The following is a 16,968-nucleotide window of genomic DNA, read 5'->3' on the forward strand; positions in this document are numbered from 1 at the left end:
GAGCGTTCCAGGCAAGGATTGGGAACGTTCCCGCTAACGATCCTCCGAAGAGGGCATCACGTTGGGGGATCGCTTGCAGGCGCCCCCGTCATCCGGCGCCGCGCCCACGAGAACCCAAGGAAGGACAAGAGAAATGGCGATCGATTGGAAGGGCCTGAACCCGGCGCCTGTGACCCTGTTCAAGGACAATGGCGATGTGGACTTCGAGGGCAATGCGCGCCTGGCCAAGTGGCTGGCGGCGATCCCGGGCGTCAAAAGCCTGGTGATCCTCGGCCATGCGGGCGAGGGCACGTTCCTGACCCATGACGAGCAGCTCGAACTGATCCGCGTCTATAAGGACGCCACGCCGCTGCCCGTGGTGGCCGGTATCACCGGCGAGGGCACCAAGGTGGCCGAGATCGAGGCGAAGCAGAAGATCGACGCCGGCGCCAGCGCCGCGCTGGTCTATCCCAACCACGGCTGGCTGCGCTTCGGCTACCAGAAGGGCGCGCCGCAGGACCGCTACAAGGCCGTCGCCCAGTCCGGCCTGGAGTGCATCCTGTTCCAGTATCCGGCGGTGACCAAGGCCAATTACGACCTCGACACCCAGCTGGAGATCGCCGCCATCCCCGGCGTGACCGCCACCAAGAATGGCGTGCGGGACATGAAGCGCTGGTACAATGAGATCCCCGCGCTGAAGAACGCCTTCCCGAACCTGGCCATCATGTCCTGCCACGACGAATGGCTGCTGCCGACCATGTTCGACGTGGACGGCCTCTTGGTGGGCTATGGCAACATGGCGCCCGAGCTGCTGCTGGAGTTCCTGAAGGCCGGCAAGGCGCAGGACTATACGCTGGCCCGCAAGTATCATGAGCAGCTGCTGCCGCTGACCCGCGCGGTCTATCACCGCGGCTCGCACATGGAAGGCACGGTTGCGCTCAAGCATGCCCTGCGCGCCCGCGGCCTGATCGACAATGTCAACATCCGCGAGCCGCTGAAGCCGCTGGGCGATGCCGCCGACGCCGAGATCCGCGCCGCCGTCAAGGCTGCCGGCTATCCCCTCGTGGACACCGCGCTCGCCGCCTGACGCCCCTCGCGCCTCCCGCCGGCCCTGGGCGGCGGGAGGCGCCTGCCCCCCAGCCTGAAGAGACGATAACGTCCGATACAAACGGCCGCCCCCCAAAAACAAGACGGGCGCCTTGGAGGAAACCATGCTCAAGAGACGCGACTTCCTGATTTCCTCGGCCGCCCTCATGGGCGCCGGCCTCCTGTCCGCCACCCTGCCGGCGGCGGCGAACGATTTCCCCAACCGGCCCATCAAGATGATTGTGCCGTTCGCGCCTGGCGGCGGCGTCGATGTCTTCGCCCGCCTGATCGCCCAGCAATTGCGCGACCTGAAGAATTACACCGTCGTGGTGGACAATCGCAGCGGCGCCAATGGCTCGGTGGGCGGCAATGCGGTGCGCAAGTCCGATCCCGACGGCTACAACATCCTTTTTTCGGCGGGCACGCAGGTGATGGTGGGCTCCGTCATGAAGGCGGCGCCCTATGATCCCATCGCCGATTTCACCCCCATCGCCCGGGCCGGCGTCGCGCCCATGATCCTGGTCATGTCGCCCAAGCGGCCGCAGACCACCATTTCCGAGATCGTCGCTGCGGCCCGCAAGACGCCCACCGAATGGAACTTCGCTGCCTCCGCCATGGGCTCGCCCGGCCATCTGGCGGAGCTGGAATTTAACCGCCTCGCCGGCCTCGACCTCGACGTCATCCCCTATCGCGGCACGGCGCCGGGGCTGCTGGACGTGTCCGGCGGCAATGTCCAGCTGATGATCGACCCGGTGCTGGCGCTTCTCCCCTCCGCCCAGTCCGGCAATGTGAAGGCCATCGCCCTCACCTCCGATGCGCGTACCGCGCTGGCGCCCAACGTGCCCACCGCCGCCGAGAGCGGCATGCCCGGGCTGAACCAGTTTTCCTGGTATGGCGTGTGGGGCCCCAAGGACATGCCGGCCGATCTGGTCGCCACCCTGAACGGGGCGATCAATGCGGCGGTGCTCGCCCTCGCCCAGTCCGGCCAGCTCGCCAAGATCGGCGTCGAGCCCACCGCCGAGACCCCCGCCGCGTTCGACGCCTTCCAGCGCGCCTATCTGAAGAAGGGCACGGACCTGTTGAAGGCGGCGCGGTTCGAGCCGACCTGAAGACCGGCGGGGGAGGGAAGGGATTTACTCCCCCTTTACGGGTCTCACGCAGCCGTGACGGGCATTACAGATCGGTAACCTCGTCGCCAGGGCGCCGTAAGGGTCACGCTCCTAGGATGCCTCTTAAGGGAGCCCGGGGGGGCAGAACCTGAGAGACGACGTCCCGATGACTGGAACCACGCCTTCTTCCTCTCGCATCCGTCGCCGCCGCAGCCTCCTGCTCGCGGGCGTCTTCGGCCTCGCCATCACCGGGGCGGTGGCCGGCCAGTTCATTCCGCCTTACGCCAGCCCGGCCATGGCGCAGATCGCCACCAACACGGCGCCCGGGCAGAACTCCTTCGCCGACATCGTCGACAAGGTGACGCCGGCCGTGGTGTCCGTGAAGATCAAGAAGGACGTCAATGCCCAGTCCATGGCCATGGGCGAGGACGGCATGGGCGGCCTCGGCGGCGACGTGCCGCCCCAGATCGAGCGCTTCCTGAAGCGCTTCGGGCTTGAGGGCCAGATGGGTCCCCGTGGTCCCAAGGCGGACCGGGGCGGCCCGTCCGAGCGCCGCGTGGTGGGCCAGGGCTCCGGCTTCATCATTTCCGCCGACGGCTATGTGGTCACCAACAATCACGTGGTGGACGGCGCCAGCGAGGTGGACATCACCACCACCGACGGCAAGGACTATGTGGCCAAGGTCATCGGCACCGACCCGCGCACCGACGTGGCGCTGCTGAAGATCGACGGCAAGACCGACCTGCCCTGGGTCAAGCTCTCCGACACACCGCCGCGCGTGGGTGACTGGGTGATCGCGGTGGGCAACCCCTTCGGCCTCGGCGGCACCGTCACCGCCGGCATCGTCTCGGCCCGCGGCCGCGACATCGGCGCCGGCCCCTATGACGACTTCATCCAGATCGACGCGGCGGTCAATCGGGGCAATTCCGGTGGCCCGACCTTCGGCCTGAATGGCGAAGTCATCGGCATGAACACCGCCATCGTGTCGCCCTCCGGCGGCAATGTGGGCATTGCCTTCGCCATCCCCGCCGAGACCGTGAAGACGGTGGTCAACCAGCTGCGTGAGAGTGGCAAGGTGGCGCGCGGCTATATCGGCGTGCAGATCCAGCCGGTCACCGATGATCTGGCCTCCGGCCTCGGCCTGAATGCCTCCGAGGGCGCGCTGATCGCCCAGGTGCAGCCGGACGCCCCCGCCGCCAAGGCCGGCCTGAAGAATGGCGACGTGATCGCCAGGGTGAATGGCGAGGTGGTCAAGGACGCCCGCGACCTGTCCAAGAAGATCGGCATGATGAAGCCGGGCACCTCGGTGCAGCTCACGGTGATCCGTGACGGCAAGCCCATGCAGGTGGCGGTGAAGCTCGACCAGCTGCCCGGCGAGCAGCAGGCCAGCCTCTCCGACAAGGACGGCGCCCAGCCCGGCCAGAATGTGCCGCGCCTCGGCCTTCAGCTTGCCCCCGCCAAGAGCGTGCAGGGCGCCGGCTCCGAGGGCGTGGTGGTGACGGAGGTGGACCCCTCGGGCCCTGCCGCCCAGCGCGGCATCCGCTCCGGCGACGTCATCCTCGATGTGGGCGGCAAGACCGTCGCCTCGCCGAAGGACGTGCAGGACGGCTTCGCCGCCGCCAAGGCGGAGAACCGCAAGGCCGTGCTGGTGCGGGTGAAGAATGACCAGGGCGTGCGGTTCGTGGCCATCGCCCTCGACACCAAGGCGGGCGGCTGAGGACAGCCCGAGCCCATCGGGTGGCGCGCTGAAAGGCTGCACCCGATCGGGCACGGCGCGTGGTGGGGGCGCCCGGCCGTCCGGTTTCCGCTCCGGCGGAGCGGGGGCCGGGCTGCCCCACCCACTCACGCCCCCGTCAACCGCGCCCGGCGCGGACCTGTCGAACCGGGGTGGCGCTTCCGTCGCCCAAAGCCGCCCCGGTTGGGCCGGCGCGGGGAGCCCTTCGCTCTCCGCGCCTTTCTCGTTTTCACGGCAAACCATCCGCAGATGGGCTATAGACTGCGATGACGACGAATCTGGACCAGGGTGATCCGTTCTCCATGCGCCTGCTCCTCATCGAGGACGACCGGGACGCGGCCGATTATCTGCGCAAGGCCTTCCGCGAGGCCGGGCATGTGGTCGAACATGCCGCCGACGGGGAAGAAGGGCTCAGCCTTGCCCTGGACGGCCGCTTCGACGTGCTGGTGGTCGATCGCATGCTGCCCCGCCGCGACGGCCTGTCCGTGGTCTCCGAATTGCGCGCCCGGGGCGAGAAGACGCCGGTGCTGATCCTGTCCGCCCTCGGGCAGGTGGATGACCGGGTGGTGGGCCTGCGCGCCGGTGGCGACGATTATCTGCCCAAGCCCTATGCCTTCACCGAATTGCTGGCCCGGGTGGAGGCGCTGTCGCGCCGCGCGGCGCCCCATGCGGCGGATACCATCTATCGGGTGGCGGACCTGGAGCTGGATCGCCTCGCCCACCGGGTGAGCCGCGCCGGCAAGGACATTCCGCTCCAGCCGCGCGAGTTCCGGCTCCTGGAATATCTCATGCGCCATGCCGGGCAGGTGGTCACCCGCACCATGCTGCTGGAAAATGTGTGGGACTATCATTTCGATCCGCAGACCAATGTGATCGACGTGCACGTCTCCCGCCTCAGATCCAAGATCGACAAGGGCTTCGACGTGCCGCTGCTGCACACGGTGCGCGGCGCCGGCTACATGGTGCGAGAAGGCTTCAGGTGACCACGGCTTTGCGGCCCGCCCTCGCGCCCGCGGCCTCCGGGGCGTCATTGCCATGAGGCGGGTGCGGCGCGACCTGTTCCGCCTGGTGCGCACCACGGCCTTCAAGCTGCTGGCCGCCTATCTCATCATCTTCGCGCTCTTCGCGGTCTTCATGATCGGCTATGTGGCCTGGCACACCCGCCAGCTCATCGAGGCGCAGGTGGCCGAGAATGTGGAGACGGAAGTGCGGGCGCTGGCCGAGCAATATCGCATCGGCGGCATCCAGCGGCTCGTCCTGGTCATCGACCGGCGGACCCGGCGGCCGGGCTCCTCCATCTATCTGCTGGCCACCTATAATGGCGAGGTCCTGGCTTCCAACGTCTCCGACCTGCCGCTGGGCCTGCTCGACAAGCCCGGAACCACTTTCACGCCCTATCGGCGGTCGGAGGAGCCGGGGGCGAAGGAGAATTTGGCCTTCGTCCAGGTGTTCCTCCTGCCCGGCGGGTTCCGCCTCCTGGTGGGGCGCGACATCGAGGAGCGCGACACGCTGCGCCAGATGGTGGTGCGGCCCGCGCAGGGGGCGCTGGCCATCATCCTGGTCCTCGGCCTCGTGGGCGGCTTCTTCGTCACCCGACGGGTGCTGAAGCGCATCGATTCCATGACCGCCACGTCGGAGGTCATCATGGCCGGCGACCTCAGCGGGCGCCTCACGGTTGATGGCACCGACGACGAGTTCGATCGCCTCGCCCACAGCCTCAATGCCATGCTCGACCGCATCGAGGCGCTGATGACCGGCCTCAAGGAGGTCTCCGACAACATCGCCCACGACCTGAAGACCCCGCTCACCCGCCTGCGCAACCGTGCCGAGGAGGCGCTGCGCAATGCCTCCCGGGAGGAGGAATGGCGGGCGGCACTGGAGACCACCATCGAGGAGAGCGACGGCCTCATCCGCACCTTCGATGCCCTGCTCATGATTGCGCGGGCCGAGGCCGGGCAGGCGCGGGGCAATATGGTGGATCTGAACCTTGCCGCCATCGTCGAGAATGTGGCCGAGCTCTACGAGCCGCTGGCCGACGAACAGGGCCTCGACCTCACCGTCGCCGTGGAGCCGGTGGAGGTGCATGGGGTGCGCGAGCTGCTGGCCCAGGCGCTGGCCAACCTGGTGGACAATGCCATCAAGTACGGCGTCTCGGCCGATGGCGTCCGGGGCCGCATCGAAGTGACCCTCGCCCGGGTGGGCGAGGAAGCCGTCATCGGCGTGCGCGATACCGGTCCGGGCATTCCCGCGGCGGATCGGGACCGGGTGCTGGAGCGCTTCGTGCGGCTGGACGCCAGCCGCAGCCGGCCCGGCTCGGGGCTGGGCCTCGCCCTGGTTTCGGCGGTGGCCCGGCTGCACGGCGGGCGCATCGTGCTGGAGGATGGGGCGCCGGGACTGCGGGTCTGCCTGCATCTGCCGGTGCGTCCGACAGGGCCTTGAGCCGGCGCGGATTTTTGCCTGTTCCCCGTGCATTTCCGGGCCGCGCAATCTTGTGTGATCTCCTTTAAGGATCGCGCTGGTAAGGGCTTGCACAGGCGCGTGGCATCGTGCCCTTTAGGAAGGCAATGGATCGCTGCGACGCAACGGATTCGTCTCCTTCCTCCGGCCTCGCATCGCTGATGCGGGAAGGGCCGGTCGTTGCCGATCCGGCTGCCGCCTCGGTCCGCCTCGCACAGGTGCTCGAGGGCCTGGAGGTTCATCGTCGCGCGGCCCTTGAGGACACCTTCGAGGCCTATCCGCTGGCCCGGCGCGTCCTGCTCGGCATCGCCGAGGCCTCTCCTTTCCTGCTGGAGGTGGTGCGCACCGATCCGGCGCGCCTGGTAACGGCGCTGGAGACGGCGCCGGCCGACCTCATCGCGGCCCTGGTGGCGCAGGGGCGGGCGGCGGTGCGCACCGCCGCAGACGAGGGCGCGGCCATGACGGCGCTCCGCCGCATGCGGGCGGAAGCCGCCTTGGTGATCGCGCTCGCCGACATCGGCGGCGTGTTCGACCTCACCGCCGTCACCGGCGCGCTCACCGATGTGGCGGACACGGCGGTCTCAAGCGCCCTGGACTTTCTGCTGCGGGAGGCGGCGGGGGAGGGGCGCCTGCTCAGCCCCGATCCGCAGGATCCGGCGCGAGGCTGTGGCCTTGCCGTCATCGCCATGGGCAAGCACGGCGCCCGCGAATTGAACTATTCCTCCGACGTGGACCTGATCGTGGTCTATGACCGCGACGTGGCGCCGCTGAAGGCCGGCGTCGAGCCCTCGCCCTTCTTCGTGAAGATCACCAAGGGCCTGGTGCGCATGCTCCAGGAGCGCACGGGCGATGGCTATGTGCTGCGGGTGGACCTGCGCCTGCGGCCCGATCCTGGCTCCACCCAGATCGCCCTCTCCACCGCTGCCGCACTCGCCTATTACGAGCGCGAGGGCGCCACCTGGGAGCGGGCGGCCTATATCAAGGCGCGCGCCGTGGCGGGTGACCTGGAAGTGGGTCGCGCCTATTTGGCGGACCTCTCCCCCTTCGTGTGGCGGCGGGTGCTGGACTATCAGGCCATCGCCGATGTCCATGCCATGAAGCGCGAAATCCATGCCTTCCGCGGCCACGATATGGTGGCGGTTGAAGGGCACAATGTGAAGCTCGGGCGCGGCGGCATCCGCGAGGTGGAATTCTTCGTCCAGACCCAGCAATTGATCGCCGGCGGGCGCGATCCCACGTTGCGGTCCCCGCGCACGCTGTCCGCCCTCGACGCGCTGGTGTTGGACCGCTGGATCGATTCGGCGGTGCGGGACGACCTGGCGGACGCCTATGTGTTCCTGCGCCGGGTGGAGCACCGCATCCAGATGGTTGCGGACGCCCAGAGCCATGTCCTGCCCGAGCAGGCGGACGCGCTCGCCCAGTTCGCCCGCTTCATGGGCTATGCCGACCGCGATGCCTTCGCTGCCGCGCTGGTGGACCGCCTCACCCGCGTCCAGCACCATTATTCCCAATTGTTCGAGGATGCCCCGCCGCCCGCCGCGCTCGACGGCCAATTGTCCTTCCCCGCCGATCACGACGACCGCGCCACGCTGGCCGCCCTGGCGCGCCTCGGGTTCCGCGAGCCAGTGCAGGCGAGTGCGCGGGTGCGCGGCTGGCTGGCGGGCAGCTATCGGGCCCTGAAGAGCGAGGCCGCGCGCGGGCACCTGGCCGCCATCGCCCCCTTGCTGCTGGAGCAATTCTCCCGGGGCGACGACCCCGATGGCGCCCTGGTGGCCATGGACCGCTTCCTGACCGACCTGTCCGGCAGCCAGCTCCTGCCCGCGCTGCACCGCCATCCCGATCTGGTGCGCCTGCTGGCCAATGTGCTGACCACCGCGCCCCGCCTCGGCGAGACCTTGGCCCGCCAGCCCTCCTTGCTGGACGCGCTGCTGGACCCCGCCTTCTTCAACATCCTGCCCGATGCCGCCACCCTGGAGTGCCGCCTCGATGCGCTCCTGGACACGGCGGAGAATGACGAGGACCAGCTCGACCGCGCCCGCCGCTTCCGGCAGGAGCAGCATGTGCTCATCGGCGTGCGCATCGTCTCCGGCACGCTGGCGGCGGAGCGGGCGGGCGAGGCCTATGCGGCGCTGGCCGATGTCATCATCCGCGCCTTGCACAAGCGCGTCTTCGCCCGTTTCGTGGAGACCCACGGCGCCATTCCAGGAGCGGCCACCGCCGTGGTGGCCATGGGCAAGCTGGGCGGGCGGGAAATGACCGCCGGGTCCGACCTCGATCTCATTGTGCTTTATGACTATGAGGGCGGCGCGGACGTGGTCTCCGATGGCCGCCGCCCGCTGGTGGGGCCGCATTATTTCGCCCGCTTCACCCAGCGCCTGGTCTCGGCGCTCACCGCTTTGACCAATGCCGGCAAGCTCTACGACGTGGATCTGCGCCTGCGCCCCTCCGGCCGCGCCGGCCCGGTGGCGACGCGCCTTGCCTCCTTCGAGAGCTACCAGCGCACGGAAGCCTGGACCTGGGAGCATATGGCGCTCACCCGCGCCCGGGTGATCGCCGCGACGTCCGGCTTTGCCGAGCGGGTGGAAGCGGTCATCCTCCAGGTGCTCAGTCGGCCCCGCGATCGCCGCCGGATTGCCGGCGACATTCTGGACATGCGCCGGGCCATCGCCGCGGAGAAGGGCGAAAGCGAGCGCTGGAATCTGAAGCACGCGGCAGGCGGGCAAGTGGATGTGGAATTCCTGGCCCAGTATCTGGTGCTGGTGCATGCGGCCGTCCATCCCGAGATCGTCGACACCGCCACCGCCCGCGTGCTCGCGGTGGCCGGCTGGCTGGGCCTTTTGCCGGCGGCGGATGTGGAGACGCTGTCGAAGGCCTGCGGCCTTTACCAGGACCTCACCCAGGTGCTGCGCCTGTCGCTGGACACCCACGCCTTGACCGGCGAGGTTAGCCCGGCCCTGCGCGCGCTTCTCGCCCGCGCCGGACAGATGCCGGACTTCTCAACCCTTGATGCCGATCTCGGCGAGACGCAGGCCAAGGTGCGGGAGATCTTCACCCGCGTGCTCGAAGGGGCGGCCGAATAAGTCTTTCCGGTGCGCCCGAGTTTGGCCCGGCGGGCTTCGGCCCGACCTCACATGACCACGCTGAGGCCAAGTCCTTGGGGCCAAGTCCTTGAGGCCAAGTCCTTGAGGCCAAATCCTTGAGGCCAAGTCGGGGCCAGGGCCTCGAGGTCAAGCCCTCACATGACCGCGCTGAGGCGCGGCGCCTCGTTGGCATTGGCGGCGCGCCCATCCAGGGGCAGGCGGATGACCACCGAAGTGCCTACGCCTTCGGTGGAGCGGATGCGCATGGCCCCGCCATGCAGCTCGGTCAGCGACTTGGCGATGGCAAGGCCGAGGCCCGAGCCCTTGTGGGTCTTGGTGAACTGGCTTTCCACCTGCTCGAAGGGACGGCCGATCTTGGCGAGCGCGTCCTGGGGAATGCCGATGCCGGTGTCCTCGATGGCGATCACCGCCGCCCCGCCATTGATGCGGGCGCGGACCGCCACCTTGCCGCCTTCGGGGGTGAACTTCACCGCGTTGGACAACAGGTTGAGCAGGATCTGCTTCAGCGCCCGCTTATCGCCGCGCAGCGCCAGCGCATCGCTGGTGTCGGCGGTCATGACCAGGCGCTTCTCCTCGCCCTTCAGCGCCATGACGCGCATGGCATCGGCCACGATCTCGTCCAGGCGCACATCCTCCAGCTCCAGCTGCATGCGGCCGGCTTCGATCTTGGACATGTCGAGGATGTCGTTGATGACGTCGAGCAGGTAGGTGCCGGAGGTGCGGATGTCCGTGCAGTATTCGGAATATTTGTCCGACCCCAGCGGGCCGAACATGCCGCTCTCCATGATTTCGGAGAAGCCGATGATGGCGTTGAGCGGGGTGCGCAACTCGTGGCTCATATTGGCCAGGAATTCGCTCTTGGCGCGGTTGGCGTCCTCGGCGCGGTTTTTCTCTTCCGAATACTTCTCGGCGAGCTCGGCCAGTTGCTGGGCCTGGTGCTCCAGGGTCTGCTGGGACTTGCGCAGGTCGGCCACCAGCGCCATCAGGCGCTTCTCATTGTCCATGAGGCGTTCCTCATGGCGCTTGAGCGGGGTGATGTCGGTACCCACCGAGACGTAGCCGCCATCCTTGGTGCGGCGCTCGGCGATCTTGAGCCAGCGGCCGTTGGACAATTGCGCCTCGAAGGCGCGCGAGCCTTCCTCGGGCTTGTCTTCCGGCTTCAAGGGGGTGCGGGTGACCGGATGGCGGCCCACCGCCGCGATGGTGTCGAACGGCGTGCCGGCGACGATGGCTTCGTCGGGCAGTTCGTGCAGGGTCTGGAACTTGGAGTTGCAGAGCACCAGGCGGTTCTGGCTGTCCCAGAGCACGAAGGCTTCCGAGATGCTCTCGATGGCGTCGCGCAGGCGCATGTCGGCGGTGACCGTGCGCTCGGCCATGTGCTGGGCCTCGGTCACGTCCATGGCGATGCCGATCAGGTGGGGCCCATCCTCGCCCGCCTGCTGGACCACCTCGGCGCGCATGCGCAGCCACACATAGTCGCCGCGCGCGGTGCGCATGCGGAACACCCGGTCCACCGAGGCGCCGGGGCGGTCAGCCAGTTCCTGCGCGAGCTCATAGAGGTCGCCGTCGTCGGGATGCACCAGGTTGGCGATCTCGCCGAAGGACAAGAGCTCGTCCCGTCGCTCGAGGCCGAGGATCTCGAACATGGTGTCGGACCAGTACATGCGCCCGCGGGCCATGTCCCAGTCCCACATGCCGCAGCGACCGCGATTGAGCGCGGTGTCGATGCGCATGCGCACGGTGTCGTAGATGTGGTCCGCCTCTCGCGCCCGGCTTGCCTGCCAGTGGAAGGAAAAGCCGAGGATCAGCAGCACCGCGCCGGTTGTGGTGAACAGCGTGATGGTGAGCGTGGTGCTCTCCGACCAGACGGACAGCGCCCGCTTGACGGGCTGCACATAGACGATCTGGCCGAGCGGCGGGTTGAGGTTGCGCACGGTGGCGAGCGCCTCTTCCCCGTTGACGGGCACCTCCAGCACCCCGGCCCGTTCCGCAAACACGGTAAGGGGCTGGGAGGGGTCGAGAATGTCGGCGAGGCTCTTCGCGGCCGGCAGCCCGGACGGGGCCGAGGCGATGACGCGGCCGGCAGGGTCCGTCACATAGACGCGGCGGCCTTCCTGGGTGGCGCGGGGCGGCAGGCTGTCCAGCAGGGCGGCTTGAGCCCGCACCGCCGTGCCGCCGAGGCGCTGGCCGAGGCTTTCCGCGGTGGCGAGGGCGAGGAGGGCGATGTCGTCCTTGGCGGCGTCGATGGCAGCCTGGCGCTGGGCGTGCACCTGCACCACCGCGCCGACGCCGATGACGCCGAGGAAGGTCACGATCAAGGCGGGGACGACGCGACGCAGGAAGGGTTCGGCTTCCAGCAGCCGCTGATAGGCGGGGCGTGCTACGGATCGAGCAAGTCCCCCAATGGCTTGCCCGCGCACGCCAGCGCTCGCAGCGTTGGCGCGTGCCATCGCCGGCCTCCCTTCGGAATGTCCGGTCGCAGGGCTGCCACACCCCTTGACCTATCGTCCTCGTTCGACTTGGAGGGACGTGCCGCATCTCTCCGAATCAAGGCCGATTGGAATCGAATCGGGGGTGTGTTGTCTAGAGTCAGGGGGAGTCAAGGGGCGAAAAATTGCGGGGACCGGCCTGATTTTCCAGTCCGCACCATGTAGGCAGAAACTTCCTTCTCTCAAGGATTCTCGCCATGCCTCACTCCGCTGCCGACATCTGGTTCCGAACCGGGGAGGCGACCGTGCTCGCCGCCGAGGGCCAGTTCACCGATGCCATGCCGGAAGTGCTCATCGGCTCGGTGCGCGGGCCGGCCGGCACCGCCTTTGCCTCGATGATGGGCCAGGTGCAGGGGCATACCCGCATGTTCGTGGTGCGCGACCTCAACCAGTTGGTCCGTCCGGCGACCATGATGACCACCAAGGCCACAATCCACACGGCCGAGTATGTGGAATTGCTGGGCGGTGTGGTTCAGGGCGCCACCGGCGATGCCATCATCGACTGCATCATCGAGGGCATCCTGCCGCGCGAGGGGCTCGACGAGATCTGCATGATCATCATGATCTGGCTCGATCCGCGCTGCCCCGAGGACCCCAACCTGGACAAGGCGGACCTTTACCGCACCAATTACGAGGCCACCAAGCTCGCCATCGCCCGCGCGCTGAAGGGCGAGCCGACGGTGGACGAGTTGATCGCCAACCGCAGAAGTGTGAAGCACTACGCCTTGGATGGGGTGGTGGAATACTGAGCAGGCGTCCTGTCGGCCTGGATCCAGCGATGATAGGCTTCCACCATGAAGTCGACGAACACCCGGACCTTCAGGTCGAGGGTGGCGCGGGCCGGGAACAGGGCGACGGTGTCCAAAGGTTCCTGGCGCTGCCAGTCCGGCAGCACGTCTTCCAGCTCGCCGGCGTCGAGGCGTCGGCGGGCGAGGCATCGGGACATCATCAGGATGCCTGCGCCGCCCAGGGTCTGCCGCAAGGCCAGAATGGCGTCATTGGTGACCATGCGCGGCGTGATCTTGAGCGAGACAGGGCCGGCTGGCCCCTCAAGGTCCCAGGTCAGCGGCCCCGGATGGCTTCGGATGGCGATCAGATCGTGGTCCGCAAGATCGGAGGGCTGGGCCGGGCGGCCTCGCCGGTCCAGGTAGGAGGGGCTCGCCATCAAGGACAGCTTCTGCTGGCCGAGGCGGCGCACATGATAGCTGGAATCGCGCACGGGGCCGGTGCGCACCCCCACGTCAAAGCCGTGCTCTATGAGGTCGATCGGGTGGTTGTCCAGGGTCAGGTGCAGTTGCACCTTGGGATAGCGCGCCCGGAAGGTCTCCAGTTCCGGCTCCAGGATGAGGATGGCCGGCGCATAAGTGATGAGCACCTTTAGCGGCCCCTCCGGCTCCTGGGTCAGCGCCCGGATCGAAGCATCCGCTCGGTCGAGGGTGGCCATGGCGTCCACGCACTTTTGATAATAGTCCTGCCCTGCTTCGCTCGGCCACACCTTGCGCGTAGTGCGATGGAGCAACTGGACGCCCAGCCGGTCCTCCAAGGCCTTGATCTTGCGGCTGACCGAGGTGGCAGGCATGCCCAATTGCTCGGCCGCGCCATTGAAGCTGCCGCGCTCCACCACGCGCAGAAACACTTCCACATCATCCAGACGAGACATGCCGTCGCCTCCGGGCCAGGGGAGCGGGTCGGACCCGCCGCTGCCATGCATATGGGGCGGCGGTCCGCTCTGGACCGCCGCCCCTCGTTCACATTGTCGCGCTCAACGTGTCCGGCCCGCTGCGCGCCACTCAGTTTGTGCCGAGGCCGCGGTCACCGATCTTGAAGGTGACCTGGTCTGCCGCGCTGGCCTGGGGGGCCGGCATCTGGGAGAGGGGATTGGCGGTGTGCGACGGGGTGGCATAGGCCAGAGGCGCCGCATGGGCGGCCGCTGCGGGGGCGAGGGTCGTCTCCGCGGCCACCGCATAATTCTCCTTGTTCTGCTCGGTCACATATTCGTCCGCCTGGGCGATGGAGGCGAAGCCAATGGCGGCAGCGAGGGCGAGGGGGGCGATGGTCAGGTAACGCATGGGACGTATCCTTTGTCAGGTTGGGAGCCGGCGAGGCCGGCGCCTTCGATGACGGGAAGATAGGTCCCAGCCTGCGCTGCGATAATGCGCAGTTTGCGGTGCACACTCTGCCGGTTTCGGCAGCAATCGATCCGCATTCTCGCCGTTTTTTGCCTCCCACGCGGGCAAGGCGCGCGCCGCGACACCTCGTCCGCCGTTTCTTTGGACGGCGGACGAGGTGCCGCTCATTCATCCCAGCGAGCGCAAGGCGATATCCGCCACATCCGGGGAAAGGCCGGGCGTGTCGGCCACCTTGCGCAAGGCGCGCTCCGCCAGCGCGGCGCGGCGGGGTTCCATCTGCCGCCAGGTCTTGAAGGCGGACAGCATGCGCGAGGCCACTTGCGAATTGGTGCCGTCCAGCGTCAGCACCACATCGGCGAGGAAGTCGTAGCCGGCCCCATCCAGGCGGTGGAACTGGGTGGGATTGCCCATGGCGAAGGCGCCGATGAGGGCGCGCACCCGGTTGGGATTGGTCATGGAGAAGGAGGGCAGCAAGGTCAGTGCCCGCACCCGGTCCAGCGTCCCCGGCTCGGGGATCTGGGCCTGCAGGCTCAGCCACTTGTCGATCACCAGCGGGTCGCGCTCATAGCGCTGGTGGAAGTCCTCCAGAACCTCGGCGCGGATGGGGCTGTCGTGCTGGGCGATCACGGCCAGAGCCGCGAAACGGTCGGTCATGTTGTCGGCGGCGAGATATTCCCCTCGCGCCCGCCCCAGCGCCTCCGGCGTGCCGGGCACGGTGAGATAATCCAGGCAGAGATTGCGCAAGGCCCGCCGGCCTGCCGCCGCCGCGTCCGGCGAATAGGGGACGCCCGACGTGAGGGCCGCGTGGGTGGTTTCAAAGGCCGGCGCCAGCGCCTGCGCCACCGCCCGCTTCAACTGGCGGCGGGCCTTCAGGACGGCATCGGGGTCCACCAGGGTGGCGAGTTCCCGGGCGATCTCGTTCTCGCCGGGCAAGGCCAGGGCCTGGGCCTTGAAGGCCGGGTCGAGGGCCGGATCGGCCAGCAGGAGCCCGGCGGCATGGAGCAGGGCATCCGCCGGCGGCAAGGCGCCTTCCCGCGCGCCGCGCTTCAGCAGGTCGAAGGCGAGCCCCTGGAGGGCGTCGAAGCGGTTGAAGGGGTCGCTGTCATGGGCGGCGAGGAAGACCAGGTCCTCGGCGGTGAGATCCACTTCCAGGTTCACCGGCGCCGAGAAGCCGCGATTGAGCGAGGCCACGGGGCGGGCGCCGAGGCCGGTGAAGGTGAAGGTCTGGTGCGGCGCGCTGATTTCCAGCACGCCGGTGTCCACCGTCGTGCCATCGGCCAGAACGAGGGGCTGGGCATCGCCATTGGGGCCAAGCAGGGCCACCGCCAGCGGGATCACCAGCGGCTTCTTCTCCGGCTGCCCCGGCGTCGGCGGGGTGGATTGGGTCACGTCCAGGCGATAGGTGCGCGCCTGCGGGTCATAATGGGTTTCCACCCGCAGCTTCGGCGTGCCCGCCTGGGTGTACCAGAGGGAGAATTGCGTCAGGTCGCGCCCCGTCGCTTCGCTGAAGCAGGTGAGGAAATCCTCGATGGTCGCGGCATCGCCGTCATGACGGGCAAAATAGAGGTCCATGCCGGCCCGAAAGCCGTCCTCGCCCAGAAGGGTGCGCAGCATGCGCACCACCTCGGCGCCCTTCTCATAGACGGTGGCCGTGTAGAAGTTGTTGATTTCCCGATAAAGATCGGGACGCACGGGATGGGAGAGCGGCCCGCCATCCTCGGTGAATTGCTGCGCCTTGAGAAGCCGCACATCGGCGATGCGCTTGACCGGGCGCGAGCGCTGGTCGGAGGAGAATTCCTGGTCGCGGAAGACGGTGAGGCCCTCCTTCAGGCACAATTGGAACCAGTCGCGGCAGGTGATGCGGTTGCCGGTCCAGTTGTGGAAATATTCGTGGGCGATGATCGCCTCGATATGGGCATAGTCCGCGTCGGTGGCGGTCTCCGGGCTCGCCAGCACGTATTTGTCGTTGAAGACGTTGAGCCCCTTATTCTCCATCGCCCCCATGTTGAAGTCGGAGACGGCGACGATGTTGAATACGTCGAGGTCGTATTCCCGCCCGCACGCGGTCTCGTCCCAGCGCATGGAGCGGCGCAGCGCGTCCATGGCATAGGCCGCCCGCGCTTCCTTGCCGGGCTCCACATAGATGCCAAGGTCCACCGGCCGGCCGGAGGCGGTGACGAAATGGCCGGGCACCTTGGAGAGCTTGCCGCCCACCAAAGCGAACAGATAGCTGGGCTTGGGCCAGGGGTCGTGCCAGACCGCGTAATGGCGGTTGGTGCCGGCGATGGGGCCGCTCTTGACGAGGTTGCCGTTGCCCAGCAGCACGGGGGCTTCGTCCCGGTCCGCCTCGATGCGGGTGGTGTAGACCGCCAGCACGTCGGTGCGGTCGGGGAAGTAGGTGATGCGGCGGAAGCCCTCCGGCTCGCACTGGGTGCAATAGGTGCCCGAGGTGCGATAGAGCCCCATCAACTGGGTGTTGGCGGTGGGGTCGATGAGGGTCTCCACCTCCAGCACGAAGCGATCCGCCGGAGGGTGGGGAATGATGAGGGCGGTGGGATTGGCCTCGAACGCACCGCCCGTGGTGGGAAGCCCGTCTATGGCCACGCGCACCAGGGTCAGGCCGTCGCCATCCAGCACCACCGGCGCGCCCGGCCGGCCCTTGGCATTGCGCACCAGGGAGAGGCGCGAGACGACGCGGGTCGCCTCTGGGTGGAGGCTGACATCCAGATGCACGGTCTCCACCAGCCAGTCCGGCGGACGATAGTCCGCCAGGCGCACGGGACGGGGTTCGGCATCACGCATCGTTCACTCCGGGCCCTGAGGGGACGCGCGGCGCCCCTTCCTGTTCACTTCTGGAGGCGACTTTAGGACCTGCGGCGCACG

Annotated in this window: 11 protein-coding genes; 7 read left to right on the plus strand and 4 right to left on the minus strand. The window is 68.1% G+C overall.

From position 1 onward, the window contains the following. The first annotated feature begins 133 nt into the window (after positions 1 to 133). The 6 genes from ACT54L_RS14150 to ACT54L_RS14175 all read left to right on the plus strand — a co-directional run bounded on the left by ACT54L_RS14150 (position 134) and on the right by ACT54L_RS14175 (position 9,446). On the plus strand, positions 134 to 1,066 hold the full coding sequence (locus ACT54L_RS14150; RefSeq protein WP_476086259.1) for a dihydrodipicolinate synthase family protein: 933 nt from the start codon (positions 134 to 136) through the stop codon (positions 1,064 to 1,066). A gap of 124 nt (positions 1,067 to 1,190) precedes the next feature. Next, on the plus strand, positions 1,191 to 2,174 hold the full coding sequence (locus ACT54L_RS14155; RefSeq protein WP_476086260.1) for a Bug family tripartite tricarboxylate transporter substrate binding protein: 984 nt from the start codon (positions 1,191 to 1,193) through the stop codon (positions 2,172 to 2,174). Positions 2,175 to 2,340: 166 nt separating this feature from the next. After that, entirely contained in the window at positions 2,341 to 3,891 is a 1,551-nt protein-coding gene (locus ACT54L_RS14160) for a Do family serine endopeptidase (protein WP_476086261.1), read from the plus strand. Between the two features lie 284 nt (positions 3,892 to 4,175). Continuing rightward, positions 4,176 to 4,892 carry a response regulator transcription factor gene (locus ACT54L_RS14165; protein ID WP_476086262.1) on the plus strand — a complete coding sequence of 239 codons (717 nt, stop codon included), beginning with the start codon at positions 4,176 to 4,178 and terminating at the stop codon, positions 4,890 to 4,892. Positions 4,893 to 4,944: 52 nt separating this feature from the next. Beyond that, on the plus strand, positions 4,945 to 6,348 hold the full coding sequence (locus tag ACT54L_RS14170; protein WP_476086263.1) for a sensor histidine kinase: 1,404 nt from the start codon (positions 4,945 to 4,947) through the stop codon (positions 6,346 to 6,348). Positions 6,349 to 6,473: 125 nt separating this feature from the next. After that, the gene (locus ACT54L_RS14175) at positions 6,474 to 9,446 is read left to right on the plus strand and encodes a bifunctional [glutamine synthetase] adenylyltransferase/[glutamine synthetase]-adenylyl-L-tyrosine phosphorylase (protein ID WP_476086264.1); all 2,973 of its coding nucleotides are present in this window, start codon (positions 6,474 to 6,476) and stop codon (positions 9,444 to 9,446) included. Between the two features lie 155 nt (positions 9,447 to 9,601). Here ACT54L_RS14175 and ACT54L_RS14180 read toward each other — a convergent pair whose 3' ends face one another. Next, a complete protein-coding gene (locus tag ACT54L_RS14180) occupies positions 9,602 to 11,917 on the minus strand; it encodes a sensor histidine kinase (protein WP_476086265.1) in 2,316 nt (771 codons plus the stop codon). Between the two features lie 236 nt (positions 11,918 to 12,153). Here ACT54L_RS14180 and ACT54L_RS14185 point away from each other — a divergent pair, with 236 nt between their 5' ends. Then, a complete protein-coding gene (locus ACT54L_RS14185) occupies positions 12,154 to 12,705 on the plus strand; it encodes a formaldehyde-activating enzyme (protein ID WP_476086266.1) in 552 nt (183 codons plus the stop codon). Here the strand turns inward: ACT54L_RS14185 and ACT54L_RS14190 are convergent. The 3 genes from ACT54L_RS14190 to pepN all read right to left on the minus strand — a co-directional run bounded on the left by ACT54L_RS14190 (position 12,675) and on the right by pepN (position 16,887). Further along, positions 12,675 to 13,616: a LysR family transcriptional regulator gene (locus ACT54L_RS14190; RefSeq protein ID WP_476086267.1), complete on the minus strand. Its 942-nt coding sequence runs from the start codon at positions 13,614 to 13,616 to the stop codon at positions 12,675 to 12,677. The two genes, ACT54L_RS14185 and ACT54L_RS14190, sit on opposite strands and share 31 nt — an antisense overlap. A gap of 130 nt (positions 13,617 to 13,746) precedes the next feature. Then, positions 13,747 to 14,025 (minus strand): hypothetical protein, encoded by a 279-nt coding sequence (locus tag ACT54L_RS14195; RefSeq protein WP_476086268.1) that lies wholly within the window; start codon positions 14,023 to 14,025, stop codon positions 13,747 to 13,749. 228 nt (positions 14,026 to 14,253) lie between these two features. Then, positions 14,254 to 16,887, minus strand: coding sequence for an aminopeptidase N (pepN, locus tag ACT54L_RS14200; RefSeq protein ID WP_476086269.1), 2,634 nt, complete (start codon positions 16,885 to 16,887; stop codon positions 14,254 to 14,256). Positions 16,888 to 16,968 lie beyond the last annotated feature (81 nt).

This window comes from Aquabacter sp. DMC10, assembly GCF_056314145.1.

What these genes read in the sequence shown, in the direction of transcription:
- ACT54L_RS14150 (WP_476086259.1), top strand. Translation starts at nt 134, where the DNA reads ATGGCGATCGATTGGAAGGGCCTGAACCCGGCGCCTGTGACCCTGTTC.
- ACT54L_RS14155 (WP_476086260.1), top strand. Translation starts at nt 1,191, where the DNA reads ATGCTCAAGAGACGCGACTTCCTGATTTCCTCGGCCGCCCTCATGGGC.
- ACT54L_RS14160 (WP_476086261.1), top strand. Translation starts at nt 2,341, where the DNA reads ATGACTGGAACCACGCCTTCTTCCTCTCGCATCCGTCGCCGCCGCAGC.
- ACT54L_RS14165 (WP_476086262.1), top strand. Translation starts at nt 4,176, where the DNA reads ATGACGACGAATCTGGACCAGGGTGATCCGTTCTCCATGCGCCTGCTC.
- ACT54L_RS14170 (WP_476086263.1), top strand. Translation starts at nt 4,945, where the DNA reads ATGAGGCGGGTGCGGCGCGACCTGTTCCGCCTGGTGCGCACCACGGCC.
- ACT54L_RS14175 (WP_476086264.1), top strand. Translation starts at nt 6,474, where the DNA reads ATGGATCGCTGCGACGCAACGGATTCGTCTCCTTCCTCCGGCCTCGCA.
- ACT54L_RS14180 (WP_476086265.1), bottom strand. Translation starts at nt 11,917, where the DNA reads ATGGCACGCGCCAACGCTGCGAGCGCTGGCGTGCGCGGGCAAGCCATT.
- ACT54L_RS14185 (WP_476086266.1), top strand. Translation starts at nt 12,154, where the DNA reads ATGCCTCACTCCGCTGCCGACATCTGGTTCCGAACCGGGGAGGCGACC.
- ACT54L_RS14190 (WP_476086267.1), bottom strand. Translation starts at nt 13,616, where the DNA reads ATGTCTCGTCTGGATGATGTGGAAGTGTTTCTGCGCGTGGTGGAGCGC.
- ACT54L_RS14195 (WP_476086268.1), bottom strand. Translation starts at nt 14,025, where the DNA reads ATGCGTTACCTGACCATCGCCCCCCTCGCCCTCGCTGCCGCCATTGGC.
- pepN (WP_476086269.1), bottom strand. Translation starts at nt 16,887, where the DNA reads ATGCGTGATGCCGAACCCCGTCCCGTGCGCCTGGCGGACTATCGTCCG.